Here is a 17,695-nt window from a genome sequence, read left to right as displayed (position 1 = left end):
GTGGGCCTCGCCACGCATCTGACACTCCCCGCTTCCGATCCGACCCCGCACATCACGCGGGCTTCTACCCCTCCGCCTCTCCAGGACCAGCTGGTGGTGGCCGCTCCACCCGTATCGTTCGCCGGGATGACCTGGCGCGACTACCACGGCGTCACCCTCCCCTACTCCACTGCGGACGGCCCGCACAGCACCGGCGGCGATCTGGCGTCCGGGTTCGCGCGGACACCGTCCGGGGCGCTGCTGGCCGCCGTACACGTCGCGGTACGCGCCAACGCGCAGTGGGGACCGAAGGTGTTCGAGCCGACCATCACCAAGCAGGTCATCGGCCCGGACGCCCCCACGCTGCTGGCCGCAACGCGGCAGCTGTACGACAAGCGCCGCGGAAAGCTGCATGATGGCGCGGCGCTGGGGCGCGCGTACGTGGTGCTGGAAGGGTTCCGCTGGCAGGGCTACTCCCCCGACACCGCCAGCCTCGACCTGGTATCCGCCGGCCCCGGCGACAGCGACATGACGGTGCGGGCCGTCACCCGAATACAGCTGCAATGGCAGAACGACGACTGGCGCGTCATCGCCCCGCCCGGCGGGACCTGGGGCGGGGCGGCAGCCTCGATCGCCTCTGCCGACGGCTACATCCGCTTCCCGAACGGAGGCGGCCGCTCATGATGACGCTGCTCTTGCTGCCGCGGGATCCGTGCTCATCGGTGCTGGACCCGAGCTGCGTGCAGACGGTCGACAACGACGACCACCCCTGGGGCCCGCCGATGCCCGACATCCCCGGCGAGATCGGCAGCAACGCTCTAGAGGATGCGGCCAAGGCGTTCCAGTCCGCGGTCGGATGGCTGATCTCCCACACCGCGTCCTGGTGGGTGAAGACGCCCTCGCCGAACCTGGAGACCGAGTCGGCGATCGGATACCTGCAGTTGCTGGTACAGCCGCTGACCATCGCAGTCGCGGTGCTGGCGCTTCTGGTGGTCGCCGGGAAGATGGCGCTGACCCGCAAAGCCGCCCCCGCGATCGACGTCGGCCGTGGCCTGCTGGTGCTGGCCACCGTGACCGCGATCGGGACGGTGCTGCCGAACCTGCTGCTGCAGTGGGGCGATCAGTGGTGCGGCTGGGTGTTGAACGCCTCCTCGCAAGGCGGCTTCGCCAAGCGCATGGCCGAGATCGTCATCATCCCGACCGGGACGCCGGCGGCGCTGGTTCTGGTGCTGTGCCTGGTAGCGCTGTTCATCGGGATGATTCAGGCGCTGTTGCTGTTGTTCCGCGGTGCCGCCTTGGTGATCCTGGCCGGGCTCCTGCCGCTGGCCGCGGCCGGAGGGCTCACCGCCGCGACACGGTCGTGGCTGACCCGTGTCGGGGGCTGGATGCTCGCGCTGATCTTCTACAAGCCCGCTGCAGCGGCCGTTTATGCGACCGCGTTCACCCTCATCGGGACCGGCAAGAACCTGCATTCGGTGCTCATGGGATTCGCGATGATGCTCATTAGCCTGATCGCGTTCCCGGTGCTGCTGAAGTTCTTCACTTGGACCACCGGCGGCGCGGAATCCGGGAGCGGCGGCGGCATCCTCGGCGCCCTGATGGGCGGCGCCACCGCCCTCGGTGCTCTGCGCGGATACGGCGCGGCCAGCGGCTCCAGCGGCGACGGCCGCGCGGCCAGCGAGCACGCCGACTACCTCAACCAGCAGCTCGGCGACCAGGACAACACACCCTCTGGTGCCGCGCCGCCCCCACCGCAACCCGACTCCGGGCAAAGGGTCCAGGGCGGCTCCGCCGACATCGGCGCCGCGGATTCTCCGAGCCCTGATCCCGGTGTGCCCGCAGGCAGCACGCCACGGGGCTCCGACCAGGTCGCGGCCACCGGAAATACGGCAGGTAGCGCAAGCGGATGGGCGCCACCCGACGGTGGTCACGGTGAGCCGGTCGGCCCCGCGACCATGCAGACGGCTGAACGCGAGCGGCATCGCGGCGCGGACACCCTGCGCTGGATGGGCAACCCCGCCGGCTCCACGGACACAGGTGGCTCTGGCGGCCCGTCGGGCGCGGCCGGTGAAGGAGGTGGCGCAGGTGGGGCATGACATCCGCACCTACGGTGGCTGGCGGCGCCGGCATGGCATCGGGCTGCTCGGGCTGGACACCACCGCCACGTTCATCGCGCTCGGCGTGGCGATGCTGCTGGTCCTGGTCGCCGCCATCGCACCCGGTGCGCTCATCTACCTTCTCCCGCCGATTGCGGTGGTGGGCGGGCTGGGGCTGATCCGGGTCGGTGGGGTGCCGGTCGGGCGGCTGGTGGTGGCGCGGTGCCGGTGGCGATGGGGCGTGCTACGCGGCCACAACCGCTACCACGCCGGCGTCGTCATCGACCACCCGCGCGCCTTCCAACTCCCCGGCGTGCTCGCGCCGCTGACGCTGCTGAGTGCCGAGGACGGCTACGGCGGCCGGTACGGGATCGTGTGGGACCGGCGCACCGGACTGCTCACCGCAACCTTGCGGGTGGTGCCGACCTCGACCTGGCTGGCCGACCGGACCGACGCCGACACCTGGGTCGCGGCCTGGGGCGGCTGGCTCGCCGCCCTCGGTCACATGCCCGCCGTCCGGTGGGTCACCGTAACGGTCGATACGGCGCCCGAGCCCGGGTCCACGCTCGCCGATGCCGTCCAGCAGGCCGTCATGCGCAGCGCGCCTGAGCGGGCGCGGGCCGTCATGGACGAGTTGGTGCAGGCGGCGCCGGCTGCGGCGGCCGATGTCGATACTCGCGTCTCGGTCACCTTCGACCCTAAATCCTCGGCCGCTGCGCCCAAGGACCTGTTCGAGGCGGTCGCCGACCTCGGCCGCGTCCTCGATGGGCTGGCGTCCCGGCTCAGCGGCTGCGGAGTGTCGGTTCAGGGCAGGGCGACCGCAGCGGAGATCGCCGGGACGGTCCGGACCGCGTTCGATCCGCACGCCCGCGGCGAGGTCAATCGCCTCCTCACTGGGCCGCGAGCCGATGAGGTGTTGGGCTGGTGTGACGCAGGGCCGGTCGCTGCGACCGAGCACACCGACCGCTATGAGCACGACGGTGGTGTCTCGGTGAGCTGGGCCTGGCACGAGCCGCCCCGTCAGAACGTTCGCTCCGACATCCTCGCCCGCCTCGTCGCGCCCGGCCCGTTCCCCAAACGCGTCACTCTGCAGTACCGGGCGCTGCCCGCGGCGGCTGCGAGTCGTGTGCTGCAGCAGGAGGTGAACGCGGCGGCGTTCCGCGCCCAGTTCCGGCGCCGCACCGGACGGGACGAAACCGCTCGCGACAGCTGGGACTCGGCGCGCGCCCGCCAAGCCGCGGCCGAGGAGGCGATGGGCGCCGGGGTGTGCCTGGTGTCGATGTACGCCACCGTCACCGTCACCGGCCCCGAGCAGCTCCGCCGCGCCGTCGCGCACGTCGAGGCGTCCGCTGATGCGGCCAAGATCCGGCTGCGGCGGCTTTGGGGCAGCCAGGCCGCCGGGTTCGCCACCACCCTGCCGTGCGGCATCTGCCCGCCCGAGCTCTCCCGCCGCCTCAACCACTGAACCGGAGAACACAGCACATGACCTCGGTTGAAGCACAAGCCATGGCTGATCCGCTCGCGCCTGCCTGGGGCTGGCGCGCCCCTGATACCGGACGCGCCGCCCACATCGAGCCCGCGTCCGAATACCAGGCCACAACCAGCCAGGTCTGCGGGCTCTATCCCTTCACCGCCGGCTCGGGCACACCAACGATCGGCACCCCGGTCGGACGGCACCAACTGTGGGGCGAGGTCGTCTGCCTCGACCCCCTGGCCTGGCTGCGGGCGGGCCTGGTCACCAACCCCGGCATGTTCGTCCTCGGACAACCCGGCACCGGCAAATCCACGCTGGTCAAACGCCTGGTCACCGGCGCCGTCGCCACCGGAACCACCCCGATCATCCTCGGCGACACCAAACCCGACTACACCCGCCTGGTCGACTACCTCGGCGGACAAGTCATCCGCGTCGGACGCGGCGTCGACCGCATCAACCCCCTCGACGCCGGACCGCTCGGGGACGCGCGGCAACGTCTCACCGGCGCCGATGCCGAAACGCTGCGCTGGGAAGTCCGCTCCCGTCGCCTGTCCCTGCTGCTCGCGCTGGCCACCCTGGTCCGCGAAGCCCGCATCACCAACGCCGAAGAGGTCGTCCTCGGCCGCGCCATCGACCTCCTCGACGACCGCCTCGACCACGAGCCCACCATTCCCGACGTTCTGCACGTCCTGGAGCAAGGCCCCGACGAGCTGCGTTCAGCAACGCGCACCGACACCGGCGACTCCTACCGCGCCCAGACCCGCGACCTGGTCTTCACCCTCGACCTGCTCATCTCCGGCTCCCTGGCCGGGGTGTTCGACGCCGCCACCACCCGTCCGCTCAATCTGGACGCCCCCGCGATCAGCGTCGACATCTCCCGGGTCCGCGCTGCCGGCGACAAACTCCTCACCGCCGCGATGCTGTGCACCTGGGCCTACGCCTTCGGCATGGTCGACGCCGCGACCGCTCTGGCCGACCTGCACGCCGCACCGCGCCGCTCCTATTTGGGCGTGATGGACGAACTGTGGCGCGCGCTGCGCGGCGCGCCTGGGCTGGTCGAGCATGCCGACGCCCTCACGCGCCTCAACCGCGCCAAGGGCATGGCATCGATCATGATCACGCATTCGCTCGCCGACCTGGACGCGCTGGCCACCGAGGAAGACCGCGCCAAGGCCAAGGGCTTCGCCGACCGCTCCGCCATCACCGTCCTGGCCGGCCTCCCGCCCCGCGAACTGGCTCGGGTGCATGAGATCACCCCGCTCACCGGCCCCGAGCAGCAGCTGGTCACTTCCTGGTCGGCGCCGGACTCCTGGCAGCCCGGGGCCCGCCACCCCGGCCGCGGCAAGTACCTCATCAAGACCGGCGAACGCCTCGGCATCCCCGTCGAACTCTCCCTCGTCGGTCCCGAGATCGATCTCTACGACACCGACCAGGCCATCCGGGCGACCGCATGACCCGAGCCCTCGGCCCCCGCGCCTCGATCCTCGACACCAACGCCGGCGCAGCCTGGCTCGTCCTGGCCGCCTGCTGGACACCCATCACCGCCCTCTGGCTCGTATGGGTCGCAGCCAAGCTCGCAGCAACCCTCACCGGCGGAACCGTCGCCCACTTCGGCGCGGACTTCGCCCTCGCGATCGCCCGCCGCCACTTCCAAACCGCCTGGCCCGCAACGCCAACGCCGCTGGTCCTGGTCATCTTGGTGCTGCTGCTCGCCGCACTGGCTGGTGTCGGCTGGGCGATCTGGCGGCGCATCGCAGAACGCCTTCCACGCCCCGGGGACGCGGTGACTGCGCTGGCCGACAACCCCGGCCTCGCCGAACTCCAACCGGCCGCGACCGCGAAGAAGGCCGTCGCGCTGCGCCGCTCCCTCACTTCACCGCCCGAGCAACTCGACCGCGACGACATCGGTCTGGTCCTCGGCGACGTGCTTCTGCCCGGTGACCGGAGTGGGCCGACGCTGTTCGCCTCGTTCGAGGACACCGTGATCGCGTTCATGGCGCCCCGCTCCGGTAAGACGACCACGCAGTCCATCCCGCACGTGCTGTCGGCGCCGGGGCCGGTCATCGCCACCAGCAACAAAGCCGATCTGTGGGCTGCGATCTCCACCGTCCGCGCCGAACGCACCCACGGGCGCACCTGGCTGTTCGACCCGCAGCACATCACCTACCAACCGCAGACCTGGTGGTGGAACCCCCTCGCCGGGCTGACCACCGTCGAGGACGCCCACCGCCTCGCTGGGCACTTCGTCCTCACCGTCGACGACGGCCAGAAGAAGGACCTGTGGGGACCGGCCGCCCAGGACCTGCTGTGCGCGCTGTTCCTGGCCGCCGCCACCTCCGGCCGCTCCCTGCACCACGTCGCCCAATGGCTCGACGAACCCGCCGTCCCCACCCCCATCGAACTATTGCAAGACGCCGGATTCGCGCTGATGGCGTCCTCGCTGAAGGGCACCCAGAACGGTGCGGTCGAGACCCGCGACGGGATCTACCAGACCGCCCGCACCGCCGCCAAAGCTCTGCGCGACCAGGAAATCCTCGCCTGGGTCACCCCCGCCCGCGACCTGCCGGTCTTCGACCCACACACCTTCGCCGACACCCGCGACACCCTCTACCTGCTGTCCAAATCCCTGTCGGCGGCGGCGCCGCTGATCGCCGCGCTCACCGACACCACCATGCGCGCCGCCGAACGCCGCGCCGAACAAGCCGGCGGACGCCTCGACCCACCCCTCATCGTCGCCCTCGACGAAGCCGCCAACATCTGCCGCATCGCCGACCTCCCCCAGCTGTACTCCCACCTCGGGTCGCGCGGGATCACCCCCGTCACCATCCTGCAAAGCTACGAACAAGGCGTCACCGTCTGGGGCGAACCCGGCATGGCCGCCCTGTGGGGCGCCGCCACCCGCAAAATCATCGGCGCCGGCATCGACTCCCCCCGCCTCGTCCGCGACCTGGCCACCCTCATCGGCCAACACGACGTCCCCGTCCGCTCCATCACCTACAACGACGGACGCACCAGCGAACAAATCTCCCTGCGCCGCCAGGACATCCTCGAAGCCGCCGACATCCGCGCCCTGCCCACCGGCACCGCGCTGCTGCTGGCCACCGGCACCAAACCCGCCCTGCTCCGCCTCCGCCCCTGGTACCGCGGCCCCCACGCCACAGCCATCAACAAGGCGATCAGCACCGCCGACACCGCCATCGCCGAAGCCGCCCGCCGCCACCACGCCCAACCCGAACGCACTCAGCCACCGGAGCTGGACGCCTAACTCCGCGCCTCGCCACCCCACGAATCCCCGCCGAGACAGACGGTGACCTCGCCATGCCCAACACCGAAGTCCAGGAGGCTCAATGCCCGTCGAAAACGTCGCAGCCAGTCCCGGGGGCGACAAGCTCAAGCCCCTGTATCCGAGCCTGACCAGCTGGGTGACGACCCACTTCGTCCCCATGTACCGCCGCACACTCGGCGGCGAGTTCCGCTGGTGCGCCCAGTGGTGGCACCACGGCGAGGCGATCTCCCGCCTCACCGCGCTCTGGTACGCGTGGGAGGCCATGCGCCTGCAAGGCGCCACCGGCATGGCCCTGTGGTACCGCGACCACCTCGACCACCAGCTCCCCGTCCTCCTCGGCCCCCGCGGCCCCTTCTACCAATGCACCGAGAACGAACACCTCTCCCCGCACGAAGCCCGCGTCACCCCAGTCCCCGACGGCTGGCTCGGCCCCGACCACGACGCCCCCGCTCTGGCCAAGGCCTGACCCAACCCCGCTCACAGCACCTGGAGAGATCCGCATGCCCGACCGCATGGAAGCCACCGCGCTCGCACTCGACGCCTACCAACAGCAACTCCTCCCTGAGGAGGTCTTCAACCACCGCACCGACACATCCCTGGCCGAGTTACTCGTCCAGTCGTTGCTCGAGCATCTTGCTCGCTACGCCGCCCAACATGGCCTGGACGTCCACGACACTCTCGAGGAGTTGCACCAGCGCAGCGTCGATCGCGGTGGGGCCGAAGCCGATCCCGTCCACAACTTCCGGCTCGGCGCCCAGGTGCAGATCCGGCAGCAGGAGACCGCCACCGGAGCCAGGCCCCGGTACCCGCGCTGGCGCGGCTTCATCACCTCCCTCACCGAAACATCGGGCAGCGACGCTCGCTGCATCGTCCGGGCAAAGCCGTACACGTCACCGCGTCCGAACTGGAACCGGCGGACCCGCTCCTGCCCATCGCCACGCGCACAGCCGGAGTCGTGCACCATGCGCGCGATGCCGAAGAGACGATCATCGCCCTCACCGCCTGGCTCGAGCGCAACGCCGACCACCCCCCGATCACGTACCAGGACAAGCTCGACGACCTGACCCGGCTATCCCGGACCCTGGCGGACTGGTCCGGCGGCAACCCCGAACAGATTGCGCACCATCTTCCCGCACTCGCCCCCGCCACCGCTCAACGGGCAAACCCAGCAACCCCCACAGGCGGGGGCCCGGCCCCCGCCGCCCGGCTGGCCGCAATGGGATTCCCACAAGGCCTCGACCCTCTGCAGCCTGCTGCACCGCCCGCCGCCAGCAGGCTCCCGGAGCGTTCCCAGCGGCGCCCGCGCCGCCCCTAGATCGCCTCAGCACTCAAGCCGCCAGCACACCGACCCGATGGAGGTTGCATGACCGAAGCCGGCGCCGAGGAGTTCGCCGAGTTCGGAGCCGCAGCTCTCGATTCCTTCCAAGCCCTCTTCGAGCAGACCGAGCACCTCGACCACCGCACCAACGACGAGGACGCACGCGAGCTGATCAGCGACCTGCTGGTCGACCTGATGCACTACGCCGAACGCCGCGGAATCGAGTTCAACGACATCGCCGCCGAAGCGCAGGCCTACTACGACACCGAACGCGACAACCCCAACGCCTTCGCCATCGGCTCGACCGTCCAGCTCGAAGGTCCCGCCGCCGACGAGGCCATCCTGCTGGGGCAGCCGACGCGGGGCACTGTCACCGGCGTGCTGGTCTCCGAGCAGGGCCAGACCGAGTACTACGTGCACTTCCTCGGACAGACCCAGAACCAGCCCGTCCTGGCCGCCGACCTGGAGCCTGCGCGACCCTTCCCCACCACGCCCACGAACCAAGGTGACGTCCACGACCCGCTCAAGGCTGAACAGCTCCTGGTCGACGCGGCAACCCGTATCGCCGCCGCAGACGTCCACAGCCGAGCACCAAGCCAGGACGACCTACGGGACCACCAAACCCTGCTGGCCGCGCTCACCACCTGGAACGACATGCACGAACGCAACGTCACCGACCTGCTCTTGAACAGAGTCGCCGAACACCTGAACGCAGCAGAACTGGATGACACCACCAAGCCGGCGCCTCGGGCAGCAACCGCAGAATCGACCGCTCGGCTCACGCCCGCCCAACTCGCCGCCCAAGCCTTCCCGGTCCCGCTGGCCGACAGCATCGCCGGCGACCAGAAGCCGGCCACGACCCGCGCGTCACGCACCCGGCAACCGCCGCCCAACCCCAGCCGCTGACCCGCCTCGCGGCGGCCGCCCAATCAATGAAGAGCAGCACCACGGAGGATCTCCTGAAGCACCAGTTCCAGTACCTCACGCGACAGATCAAAGCCGCCGACTCCATCCCCGCGCTACTCACCGCCGCCTTCCTCGGCGTGGACCTGATCGAGCGCACCACGACCCTGTTGCCCGACATCGGCAACGATCAGGCCCGTCTCGACTCCGAGACCGCGACCATCGCCGCCATCGACGCATGGTGGGTGCTGTCGCAGGCCCCCACCCTCGCCTGGCCCAGCGCCGCGCCCATGACCACAGGCGAGACCCAGGAACTCGTCGAGGCGATCGCCGGCTTCGTCCTGGTCGTCACCGAAGCGATCCTCAACGTTGCATCCAAGTCCGCCGATCCCGGTGACCGTGTCGCCTGCCTGCAGGCCGCACACCACGCCGGACGCCTGCACGCGGCTCTGAAGTAGGCGCCCATGACCGCCCACGACTTCAACGCCACGCAGCTGGCCCGCGCCACCCAGATCATCCGCACCTACGAGCAGCGCGCCTTCCCCGGCGGCGGTTCCCTGCTCGACCGCGACCCGCTCTACACCCGAGCCCTGCTCAGCGCTCTGATCAACGACCTGGAGCACTACGCCATCGATCACGACCTCGACTTCGCCGAAGTCATCGCCAGCGGCCGGGCAATCACCTCACAGAATCCCGGCCAGGACACCGCACCGTACAAGGTCGGCGAGCAGGTCCGCCTCCCCCTGCACGGCGGCCGCTGCGGCACCATCGTCGGCTGGACCACCAGCAGATCCGACGCCGGGACGATCTACCTCGTCGAAGTCCCCGGCATCCCCAATGTCCTCGCCACGCCCGCCGATCACCTGGCCCCAGCACCACCCTTCCCACCGACCAAAACGTCCCTGGGCACCGTCTCCCGTGCCGACCAGGCCGAACGCGTCTACATCAGCCTCGCGGCCCGCCTCAGCACCGCCACGGCACCTGACCGCGCCGCCGTCAAACGCTCCTGCGACAACCTGATCGAGGCGCTCAGCTCCTGGTCGGGCGTCCCCGCACACCAACTGCGCAACGAACTCGACCCCAAACCACCACCGCCCGCGCCCGCCAACCGTCCACGTGACGCCGCAGCCGCCGCCAACGACTTCCCGCACGACATCACCAAAGGCATCCCACCCGTTTCAGGACCCAACCCCGGTCATTCCACCAAACAGTCCAGGCCCAGGCAGGGCCCGACTCAAGCAGCCTGACTACAGCCAGGAGCTCAGATGCCCACGACCTCTTTCCATCAACACGGCCAAGCCCGGATCCGTCCAAGCCCAGCACGCCCGGCACGGCGCCAGCCCCATCCGCTCGGACCAAGGACCCGCACATGACCCACGACCACGAGCACGCCCAAGTCCGCCAGACCTGGTTCACCGAACTCCTCAACACCGCCCTCAACGACCTGGCCCACGCCGAACGCGTCATCACCGCCTTCGCCGCCCAGGAACCCGACGGATTCATCGCCTGGGGCATGGCCGAAGGCGAAGCCACCCAAGCCCACCGCGCCCTACGCCAAGCCCCCTCCCTGCAGGCCGCCGCCCCGGCCGACCACGACACCGCCAACGCGACCGCCAACGCCCTGTTCGAACTCGCCAGCAAGGTCTCCCAGAGCCTGGTCCGCGCCGCCGAACTGGCCAGCGACCCCGACGACAAGATGGCCTGCCTACAAGCGGCCCTGCACGCCAGCCGGCTCCGCAAAGCCCTCCGGTAGGCGCCCATGGTCACCTTCGGGGAGATGACCGCACTCGCCGGCGAACACCTGACCGACCTCAAACACGCCGTCCACGCACCCGACATCGCCCACCAAGCCGCCCAACCCGCCGTCCGAGCCGAACTCTCACAACTCGCCCACGTCCTCGTCCGCTACCACGACCAGATCGCCACCGGATTCGGCGTCCCGCACACACCCGACCACGGCGTGCGGGACGCCGCCCGCCGCGCCTCCACCCTCATCAACCACGCCGAACAACTCCTCGGCCCCCGCTCCACCACCGAAGCACCCGAATCCGTCCTCGCCGAGAAGATCCGCTGCGTCTCCATCGCTCTCGGCTGCGGCCTCGACCTGCTCGTCTCTCACGCCCCGACGGGGCTCACCGAACCCGTCTCGGCCGACGCACCCACCATCGCCGCCACCGACACCGCTCGCGCCCTGTTGCATCAACTCAGCACCCACACCGCAACCGTCGGCCACCTGGCCAAACACACCGGCGCGCCCTCCAACACCGCCACCCGGCCGCTCCTGACCGCCGCCGTCCTGTCCAGAGTCTTCGGCACGAACGAGCGGCCACCGATCAATTCCGTCCCGCTCCACCACATCCCCGAACGGATTCCGCCCGCAGTCGGCGAAACCTTGGAGCACGCCTTCGCCGGACTCAACGCCAGCATCCAACGCCTGAACAATCCCAACGCACCTGGCTCGCTCACCACTTGGCGCTACCTCGCCCGCGCAGCCGCCATCACCTGCGACCTCAACAGCAAGACCATCCTCCACCTCACTCGTCGAATGGAGGAACTGAACGAGACCGACCAGGTGTCGCACCTCAAGCAGGTCACCCCATCCATTAGGAGGACCGCGGGACGCTGGAAAGCGATCACCCGACGCTGGGACGCCTACGACAGCTTCGGCCACCCCGTAACCAGCATTGCCACTGACGCCAGCGACCTCATCATCCGCCTCGGCCGCATCATCCACGCCGACCCCGCCTGGACACCAAGCCCACGCGCCTCCTACCGGGTGAAACTACCTGAGGAACTCGCCGCCAACACGACCGACGCCGTCCACATCGCGACCGCAGCCCTCAAAGCCCTGGAGGCCTGCAATGTCATCGCCGCCAACCACCACACCGCCCTCAACGATGTGGCGGTCATGAGCGTCCTCCAACAGCAACAACAACGCCCGAGCTTCAGCCCCCGCGTCCCGGCATCAACCCGCCGACTACTTGGGCTCTACGAAGCCACCGAAGCACAAGGCATCCAAACCGCCACCACACTCGGACGCGCCATCCAAGCCCTCGCAGCCGACAACCCAGACCACACCGACGAAGCACGCCTCATCATGCGCCGGGCAGCCAGCAAAGCTGCACCCACGCAAAGCACCCTCGCCGCCACTGGCTTCCCAACCCCCATCGGAGAGTGCCTAGCCGACTCGCAAGCAGAACTTCGAAGCCCGTCACCGAACGGCGGTTGGGGGAAGAACCAAAAGCGGCCAACTCCCTGAAGCACCGCGAAGGCCGCCCGAGTCGCTCGTGGCTACTAGCCGGTCAGTGCAGCCGATAGTCGGCCCATTGGCGCGCGGCTGCGGCGTGTTCGAGCGCCCACGCCTCGGTGTTCGTGGCGAGGTTGGCCTGCCATTTGTCGGCGAAGACGCGAGCGAACAGGTCGACGGCGGCCGGGTCAGCGGACGTCCAGGCTGGGAACCGCGCGGCCCAACTCTCCGCTTCGGTCGGGATGTGGCCAGCTTTGAGTAGCCAGGGGATGAGGAGCGCCAGCTCGAGGAAGGCGGCGCCGCGTCCGGCGAACGTCCAGTCCACGACGTAGGCGGTGTCGTTGCCGCCGAGTAGGACGTTGGCGGGGTTGAGGTCGGCGTGCAGCAGGGTGTTGCCCGCCAGTGGGGTCATGTCCCCCATCGATTCCCAGCGGCGCTCGACGCGCTTGCGTTCCAGCACATCGGGGAGCGGGTGTGCCTGCAGGCTATCGATGATCTTGGTGAGGATGTCCAGGTCGGGTGAGCCAGGGGTGTAGTCGGCGTGCCGGGCTTGGACGTGTTCGAAGGCCAGGAGGAGCCACCCGCCCGCCTCCACGGTGAAGTGGAGGCGGGGGGCGTACTGGGTGACGTGGGGGTTGATCGCGGCTTCCCAGCGCAGCGACCGGACTTCCGGGCCGTCGGTGCCCGGCGCGGTCTTGCGTGCGGCCTTGACGAACAGCCGGCCGTCCGCGGTGTGGATGGTCCCGGCGATGTCGGCGTGGTTGCCGGCGGGCGCGGTCTCGACCCGTCGGATGGGGCCGGTGTGCGCCGTGACCGCGTTGAGCACCTCGGGCGGCAGGTCGGACCAGTGGCTGCGCATGGATCAATCCCCGTGGTGGTGTCAGGCGTTCATCGGTGGCTGCGCGCAGTTCTCCGGGCAGCACGACTCGCCGTCCATCCACCATTCCAGATCGACGCGGTACCCCGTGGCGCGCATCGCCGCCAGGCCGCGCTCGGACGCCTGCCCGGACCGGATGTCCTCATCCATGATCGGCAGGTGATGCATGAACCGGCCCGCGACCATGTCGCACACGGCCGCGAAGGTACGCGTGCGCATCATGGAGCGGTGCCAGATCTTGTCCACGGCGGGCGAGGGCGCGAACTTCACCCAGGCGCGGGCGTCGCCGCCGACTTCGGTCATGGTGTCGCCCCACGCCTTCATGAAGACCAGGAACTGCTCCACGCCGCGCTCGGCATAGGGGCGAGTGACCTTGTCGAAGATCACCACGTCGTCCACCATCTGCTGGAACAGCTCAGGCGTGACCAGGTCGCGGGGGTCGCGGGCGGTCGCTTCCGCCCGATCAAGAGTGACGGTCATGTGCACCTCCGGCGCGGCTGTGGTTTGGTACCGCGGCCCCGGCGCGCGCCTGCTGACCGGAGCCACGGAGATTGAGGGAAGCGCTCTGGGCTCTGCATTCGCTAAGGCTGCCCGAGCACCGCAGCGAGCCCCGAGGTCGCCGCCCATCGGATGACCCGGTCGGCGCCCTACGTCGCCAGCTCGGCCACGGCATTCGGAACGTCGAGCGTGACCGCGCCGCCGGACAGAGTGCGGGCGCGCCAGGTGCCGCCGCTCATATCGACGAAGGTCGAGGCGATGCGGCGGTCCTGCGTCAGGAACGAGAGTTCGCCCGTGGGGACGATGTTGTAGGTCGGGGACCTTGTTGATCACGAGCGTGTCCGATCGAGCGCGAGGTAGAGCTCGGCGGCACTGGGCGCCTGGACGCTGTCGGCTGCGGTAACCGTCTCGCTCAGCAGGGGCGTACGCGAGGCCCACCAACTGCCCCCGGCACGCGCGATGCGCCAGCCGGGGAACTCGGCGCGGAGCCGCTCCTCCAGATCCGCGGAGTCCTCGACGTCCGCCGTCCAGGCCGGGGCGGTCATAGCTGCACCTCCGGCCGCTCCCGCTCGCGCCGCTCGTCGGCCAGCCTCCAGGTCCGTGCGATCCATGCGGCCATGCACTCGAGGTCGAGGGCCTCCCAGGCCTCCGCCTCGACGACGAGCGCGGGGTCGGCGTCGTGGACGGCGCGCAGTCCGCCACCGGGAAGCTCCTCGACCGTGAACTCGTAGATGCGCCGTCTCTCGGCGGTGGGGGCCGTCATGAGCTCGCGCCCGTCGTGAACCTGGCGTCGAGGATCTGCACCTCCAGGAGCTGCGCCCGGAGCGATTCGGCGGACTCGGCCTCGACTGCCCAGACGCCGCCGGTCCAGAACGCCCCGCGCTTGCGCTTGGCGTCCCAGCCGATCCGCTTCTCCGATCGCCCGATCCACCAGCCCGGGAAGTCTTTGCGCAGCGCGTCCAATGCCTTCATGTCTTCCGCGCTCGCCGCCTCCGGCGGCGCGGGGCGCAGTACCTTGCTCATAGCCGGACCTGCTTTCCGGTCAGGCCCCGGAGTCCCGGCGTTCGCCCGCCGGCCGGGGCCGCTTCTGTGTCTGCGAGACCCTTCGCCCTACAGCGCAACGCATTGACGGTTACGGTGGAAGGCGCTGCCTGCTGCCCTCAGCGGTGGCAGCGCGAGGCAGCAGGGCACCCCGGGGCGAAACGGGTGGGCGATGACGACCTTCGGTCAGAAGCTGCGCCAGCTCATGGACGAGCGGCGACTCAGCCAGCGGAAGCTGGCCGCCCTCGTCCCCTGCAATGACGGGTACCTGTCGCGGGTCGCACGAGACCTGCGGACACCCGCCCGTGAGATCGCCGAACGGCTCGACGAGCTACTCGACGCCGACGGCGCCCTCACGGAGCTGGTGCCGGAGAAGCGGACCCCCGCAGCCGATGACGTCCTGGAGCTGGCCGCCTGGCTGGAGGAGACCAACGTCGGCGACGGCGCGGTCGACTATCTGGGGACGGCCATCCGCCGCCTGGCCCACGACTATCCTCGTCAACCTCCGCTCGCCGTCCTGCAGGAAGCGCAGACCCTGCAGAGCCGTGTCGCCGAGATCCTGCGAAGCGGCCGTCAGCGTCTCGCGCAGACCCGCGATCTGCTGAGCATCTCCGCCGAGTTGTTCGCGCTGATCAACCTGCTCGCCGGGGATGTGGGGCGGTACCGTCTCGCCGACGCTTACGGGTACGGCGCTTGGACGTGCGCGCAGGAGGCCGACTCCGACACCGCCCGCGCCCTGGTGCTGTGCGCGCAGTCCAAGACCGCCCGCTGGGAGGGACGCTACGCCGACGCCGCGGAGCTGGCCGGTCGGGGCTTCCATCTGGCGCCCGCCGGCGGTCGCGGACGGGTGCTGCTGGCAGTGTCGGAGGCGGCGGCCCTCCAGGCGCGCGGTGACATCGCCGCGGCGAATGAGGCGATGCGCCGGGCTGAGGACGCGCGCGACACGTGCTCGGCAGCCGACGAGAGAGCCGACGCCTGGAGCTGCACGCGCGCCCGGCAGGCCACCTACGCACTCCAGGTGGGGCTCGGTGCCCGCGACCCGGCAGACATGCTGCGCTCGGTCGCCCACGCAGATGACGCCTGGGCCGACGGCGACCAATGGGTGTACGGGACGTGGGCGCAGGTCCGGATCGGCGCAGCGCTCGCGCATGTGATGACAGGCGAGCCGGACGGCGCGGCCGAAGAGCTGAAGGAGGTCTTCGACCTCGGCGCCGACTACCGGGTCGTGACCATCATCGGCCGGATGGGCGAGATCGAGCGGCGGCTGGGCCACAGCCGATACAAAGGTGACCCGTGCGCCGCCGAACTGCGCGAGAAGATCCGCGCCTTCCGAGCCGGATCGCTCGAGCACAAAGCACTGACCGCTGTGGAGGCCCCGTGAGCCCGCTACCCGCTCGCATGAACGACCACTGGTGGTGGCGCCCCGGCGTGCGGCCCGGGCGCCGCCTGCTCGTCTGGCATATTCTCCCCGACGACCAGACCGAGGCACGCGACCTCGCCCGCCAGTGCCAGGACAAACTGGCCGGCTTGGAAGGCCTGGACCTCATCCCGTCCGAGTGGCTCCACGTGACCACCCAGATCGTCGGGTTCGACGACGAGATCACTCCGGCCGAGGCCGACGCGATGACCGCCGGGGTGGCCGAGCGCTTCGCGGCCCTGTCGCCCGTCGACGTCAGCCTGGCGCGGGTGTGGCTCCACAGCGAGGCCATCATGCTCGGCATCGAGCCACCGCGCGCTCTGGACCCGGTCCGCACCGCGATCCGCGACGCCGTCGCCGGCTCCGTGCGCGTACACCAACTGGCCGACGAACCGAACTGGACGCCGCACATGTCCGTCGCCTACAGCAACACCGAAGGACCCGCGACACCCGTGATCAAAGCCCTCGACCTTCATCCGGACCCGGCACCGCTACGCGTAAGCGAGGTGCACCTGGTCGCCCAAGAACGCGTCGGTCGCCTGTATCGCTGGGAGCGACGAGCAGCAGTCCCCCTAGGTGAGTCATAGTCAGTTCCTGGGCTGTCCCTGATGAGCCGCTAAGAGGTCATAACAAAATGTGCATGTAGCGCGACATGTAGTGATGGTCGGGTGTGGTGTGGGTGGGTGCGTAAGGGTGAGCAACCCCCGTGGATCGTGCCCGACAGCCTGTGGGAGCGGGTCGAGCCGCTGCTGCCGAAGGTGGAGCGCCGTAAGCGCCACGCCGGGCGTAAGCGGCTGGACGACCGCAGGGTGTTGTGCGGGATCTTGTTCGTCTTGCACACCGGGATCCGGTGGGAGTTCCTGCCCCAGGAGCTGGGGTTCGGTTCGGGGATGACGTGCTGGCGGCGGCTGGCCGAGTGGCACCACGCCGGGGTGTGGGAGCGGCTGCACCGGCTGCTGCTGGAGGAGCTGCATGCCGCCGGGCAGTTGGACTGGTCCAGGGCGGTGATCGACAGCTCCCATGTGCGGGCTTTGAAGGGCGGCCCAAAACCGGGCCGAGCCCGGTCGACCGTGGCCGGCCGGGCTCCAAGCACCACCTGCTGACCGACGGCAACGGCATCCCGCTCGTGGTGTCGTTGACCGGTGGGAATCGTAACGACGTCACTCAGTTGATGCCGCTGCTGGAGGCGGTGCCGCCCGTCCGGGGCCGGGTCGGCCGGCCTCGGCGAAGACCCGGGCGGCTGCTGGCCGACCGCGGCTACGACCACGACAAATACCGGCGCCTGGTGTGGGCCAAGGGCATCAAGCCGGTCATCGCTCGCCGCGGCGTCCCGCACGGGTCCGGGCTGGGCGTCCACCGCTACGTCGTCGAGCGCACCATCGGCCTGCTGCACTGGTTCCGCCGCTTACGCATCCGCTGGGAGATCCTCGACGACATCCACGAGGCCTTCATGACCCTCGCCGCAGCCATCATCTGCTGGCGACGCCTCGTCCGCTGATTCTGTTACGACCTCTAAGGCGACGCAGCAAGTGGGCCAGAAGCTCTCTTGTGAAGCAGGT

At 69.9% G+C, this 17,695-nt stretch carries 20 protein-coding genes; 15 read left to right on the top strand and 5 right to left on the bottom strand.

What is annotated here, in order from left to right; translation table 11 throughout:
* Positions 1 to 126: 126 nt before the first annotated feature.
* From F8568_RS22560 to F8568_RS22505, 12 genes are all read left to right on the top strand, one after another.
* Complete coding sequence (locus F8568_RS22560; protein ID WP_151594779.1) at positions 127 to 663, top strand: hypothetical protein; 537 nt, start codon at positions 127 to 129, stop codon at positions 661 to 663.
* Positions 660 to 2,075: a hypothetical protein gene (locus tag F8568_RS22555; RefSeq protein ID WP_151594780.1), complete on the top strand. Its 1,416-nt coding sequence runs from the start codon at positions 660 to 662 to the stop codon at positions 2,073 to 2,075. The genes F8568_RS22560 and F8568_RS22555 overlap by 4 nt, the downstream gene beginning before the upstream one ends.
* Positions 2,065 to 3,540 carry an SCO6880 family protein gene (locus F8568_RS22550; RefSeq protein ID WP_328600945.1) on the top strand — a complete coding sequence of 492 codons (1,476 nt, stop codon included), beginning with the start codon at positions 2,065 to 2,067 and terminating at the stop codon, positions 3,538 to 3,540. Before F8568_RS22555 ends, F8568_RS22550 begins: the two co-directional genes overlap by 11 nt.
* 41 nt (positions 3,541 to 3,581) lie before the next feature.
* A complete protein-coding gene (locus F8568_RS22545; RefSeq protein WP_151594781.1) occupies positions 3,582 to 5,003 on the top strand; it encodes a hypothetical protein in 1,422 nt (473 codons plus the stop codon).
* Positions 5,000 to 6,814, top strand: coding sequence for a type IV secretory system conjugative DNA transfer family protein (locus F8568_RS22540; RefSeq protein WP_151594782.1), 1,815 nt, complete (start codon positions 5,000 to 5,002; stop codon positions 6,812 to 6,814). The genes F8568_RS22545 and F8568_RS22540 overlap by 4 nt, the downstream gene beginning before the upstream one ends.
* An 82-nt stretch (positions 6,815 to 6,896) precedes the next feature.
* On the top strand, positions 6,897 to 7,301 hold the full coding sequence (locus tag F8568_RS22535; RefSeq protein ID WP_151594783.1) for a DUF4913 domain-containing protein: 405 nt from the start codon (positions 6,897 to 6,899) through the stop codon (positions 7,299 to 7,301).
* Between the two features lie 34 nt (positions 7,302 to 7,335).
* A complete protein-coding gene (locus tag F8568_RS22530; protein ID WP_151594784.1) occupies positions 7,336 to 7,899 on the top strand; it encodes a hypothetical protein in 564 nt (187 codons plus the stop codon).
* Between the two features lie 299 nt (positions 7,900 to 8,198).
* Entirely contained in the window at positions 8,199 to 9,059 is an 861-nt protein-coding gene (locus F8568_RS22525) for a hypothetical protein (RefSeq protein WP_151594785.1), read from the top strand.
* 26 nt (positions 9,060 to 9,085) lie between these two features.
* Entirely contained in the window at positions 9,086 to 9,514 is a 429-nt protein-coding gene (locus F8568_RS22520; protein ID WP_151594786.1) for a hypothetical protein, read from the top strand.
* 6 nt (positions 9,515 to 9,520) lie between these two features.
* Positions 9,521 to 10,303: a hypothetical protein gene (locus tag F8568_RS22515; protein WP_151594787.1), complete on the top strand. Its 783-nt coding sequence runs from the start codon at positions 9,521 to 9,523 to the stop codon at positions 10,301 to 10,303.
* Positions 10,304 to 10,425: 122 nt separating this feature from the next.
* Positions 10,426 to 10,809 carry a hypothetical protein gene (locus F8568_RS22510; protein ID WP_151594788.1) on the top strand — a complete coding sequence of 128 codons (384 nt, stop codon included), beginning with the start codon at positions 10,426 to 10,428 and terminating at the stop codon, positions 10,807 to 10,809.
* Between the two features lie 24 nt (positions 10,810 to 10,833).
* On the top strand, positions 10,834 to 12,315 hold the full coding sequence (locus tag F8568_RS22505; RefSeq protein WP_151594789.1) for a hypothetical protein: 1,482 nt from the start codon (positions 10,834 to 10,836) through the stop codon (positions 12,313 to 12,315).
* Between the two features lie 43 nt (positions 12,316 to 12,358).
* Here the strand turns inward: F8568_RS22505 and F8568_RS22500 are convergent, their stop codons facing one another.
* The 5 genes from F8568_RS22500 to F8568_RS22480 all read right to left on the bottom strand — a co-directional run bounded on the left by F8568_RS22500 (position 12,359) and on the right by F8568_RS22480 (position 14,701).
* Positions 12,359 to 13,162, bottom strand: coding sequence for a phosphotransferase family protein (locus tag F8568_RS22500; protein WP_151594790.1), 804 nt, complete (start codon positions 13,160 to 13,162; stop codon positions 12,359 to 12,361).
* Positions 13,163 to 13,183: 21 nt separating this feature from the next.
* Positions 13,184 to 13,660, bottom strand: coding sequence for a glycine-rich domain-containing protein (locus F8568_RS22495; RefSeq protein ID WP_151594791.1), 477 nt, complete (start codon positions 13,658 to 13,660; stop codon positions 13,184 to 13,186).
* 347 nt (positions 13,661 to 14,007) lie between these two features.
* On the bottom strand, positions 14,008 to 14,223 hold the full coding sequence (locus tag F8568_RS22490; RefSeq protein ID WP_151594792.1) for a hypothetical protein: 216 nt from the start codon (positions 14,221 to 14,223) through the stop codon (positions 14,008 to 14,010).
* Entirely contained in the window at positions 14,220 to 14,441 is a 222-nt protein-coding gene (locus tag F8568_RS22485; RefSeq protein ID WP_151594793.1) for a hypothetical protein, read from the bottom strand. The genes F8568_RS22490 and F8568_RS22485 overlap by 4 nt, the downstream gene beginning before the upstream one ends.
* Positions 14,438 to 14,701 (bottom strand): hypothetical protein, encoded by a 264-nt coding sequence (locus tag F8568_RS22480; RefSeq protein WP_151594794.1) that lies wholly within the window; start codon positions 14,699 to 14,701, stop codon positions 14,438 to 14,440. Before F8568_RS22480 ends, F8568_RS22485 begins: the two co-directional genes overlap by 4 nt.
* Positions 14,702 to 14,891: 190 nt before the next feature.
* On the opposite strand from F8568_RS22480, the gene F8568_RS22475 reads away from it, so the two are divergent.
* The 3 genes from F8568_RS22475 (at position 14,892) to F8568_RS22465 (ending at position 17,634) form a co-directional block, all read left to right on the top strand.
* A complete protein-coding gene (locus tag F8568_RS22475; RefSeq protein ID WP_151594795.1) occupies positions 14,892 to 16,100 on the top strand; it encodes a helix-turn-helix domain-containing protein in 1,209 nt (402 codons plus the stop codon).
* Positions 16,097 to 16,723, top strand: coding sequence for a 2'-5' RNA ligase family protein (locus F8568_RS22470; protein WP_151594796.1), 627 nt, complete (start codon positions 16,097 to 16,099; stop codon positions 16,721 to 16,723). Before F8568_RS22475 ends, F8568_RS22470 begins: the two co-directional genes overlap by 4 nt.
* Before the next feature lie 123 nt (positions 16,724 to 16,846).
* Positions 16,847 to 17,634 (top strand): IS5 family transposase gene (locus tag F8568_RS22465; protein WP_160573663.1). Its coding sequence is split into 2 segments (ribosomal slippage): positions 16,847 to 17,180 and positions 17,180 to 17,634, totalling 789 coding nucleotides; the frame shifts between segments, so codons are not numbered across the junction.
* The last annotated feature ends 61 nt before the right edge of the window (positions 17,635 to 17,695 follow it).

This window comes from Actinomadura physcomitrii (assembly GCF_008923205.2).
GTDB lineage: Bacteria > Actinomycetota > Actinomycetes > Streptosporangiales > Streptosporangiaceae > Spirillospora > Spirillospora physcomitrii.
This window is presented reverse-complemented; position numbering and strand designations above follow the sequence as displayed.

Excerpts from the sequence above, each read along its gene's own strand:
- F8568_RS22560 (WP_151594779.1), top strand. The coding sequence starts at position 127 with ATGACCTGGCGCGACTACCACGGCGTCACCCTCCCCTACTCCACTGCG.
- F8568_RS22555 (WP_151594780.1), top strand. The coding sequence starts at position 660 with ATGATGACGCTGCTCTTGCTGCCGCGGGATCCGTGCTCATCGGTGCTG.
- F8568_RS22545 (WP_151594781.1), top strand. The coding sequence starts at position 3,582 with ATGGCTGATCCGCTCGCGCCTGCCTGGGGCTGGCGCGCCCCTGATACC.
- F8568_RS22540 (WP_151594782.1), top strand. The coding sequence starts at position 5,000 with ATGACCCGAGCCCTCGGCCCCCGCGCCTCGATCCTCGACACCAACGCC.
- F8568_RS22535 (WP_151594783.1), top strand. The coding sequence starts at position 6,897 with ATGCCCGTCGAAAACGTCGCAGCCAGTCCCGGGGGCGACAAGCTCAAG.
- F8568_RS22530 (WP_151594784.1), top strand. The coding sequence starts at position 7,336 with ATGCCCGACCGCATGGAAGCCACCGCGCTCGCACTCGACGCCTACCAA.
- F8568_RS22525 (WP_151594785.1), top strand. The coding sequence starts at position 8,199 with ATGACCGAAGCCGGCGCCGAGGAGTTCGCCGAGTTCGGAGCCGCAGCT.
- F8568_RS22520 (WP_151594786.1), top strand. The coding sequence starts at position 9,086 with ATGAAGAGCAGCACCACGGAGGATCTCCTGAAGCACCAGTTCCAGTAC.
- F8568_RS22515 (WP_151594787.1), top strand. The coding sequence starts at position 9,521 with ATGACCGCCCACGACTTCAACGCCACGCAGCTGGCCCGCGCCACCCAG.
- F8568_RS22510 (WP_151594788.1), top strand. The coding sequence starts at position 10,426 with ATGACCCACGACCACGAGCACGCCCAAGTCCGCCAGACCTGGTTCACC.
- F8568_RS22505 (WP_151594789.1), top strand. The coding sequence starts at position 10,834 with ATGACCGCACTCGCCGGCGAACACCTGACCGACCTCAAACACGCCGTC.
- F8568_RS22500 (WP_151594790.1), bottom strand. The coding sequence starts at position 13,162 with ATGCGCAGCCACTGGTCCGACCTGCCGCCCGAGGTGCTCAACGCGGTC.
- F8568_RS22495 (WP_151594791.1), bottom strand. The coding sequence starts at position 13,660 with ATGACCGTCACTCTTGATCGGGCGGAAGCGACCGCCCGCGACCCCCGC.
- F8568_RS22490 (WP_151594792.1), bottom strand. The coding sequence starts at position 14,223 with ATGACCGCCCCGGCCTGGACGGCGGACGTCGAGGACTCCGCGGATCTG.
- F8568_RS22485 (WP_151594793.1), bottom strand. The coding sequence starts at position 14,441 with ATGACGGCCCCCACCGCCGAGAGACGGCGCATCTACGAGTTCACGGTC.
- F8568_RS22480 (WP_151594794.1), bottom strand. The coding sequence starts at position 14,701 with ATGAGCAAGGTACTGCGCCCCGCGCCGCCGGAGGCGGCGAGCGCGGAA.
- F8568_RS22475 (WP_151594795.1), top strand. The coding sequence starts at position 14,892 with ATGACGACCTTCGGTCAGAAGCTGCGCCAGCTCATGGACGAGCGGCGA.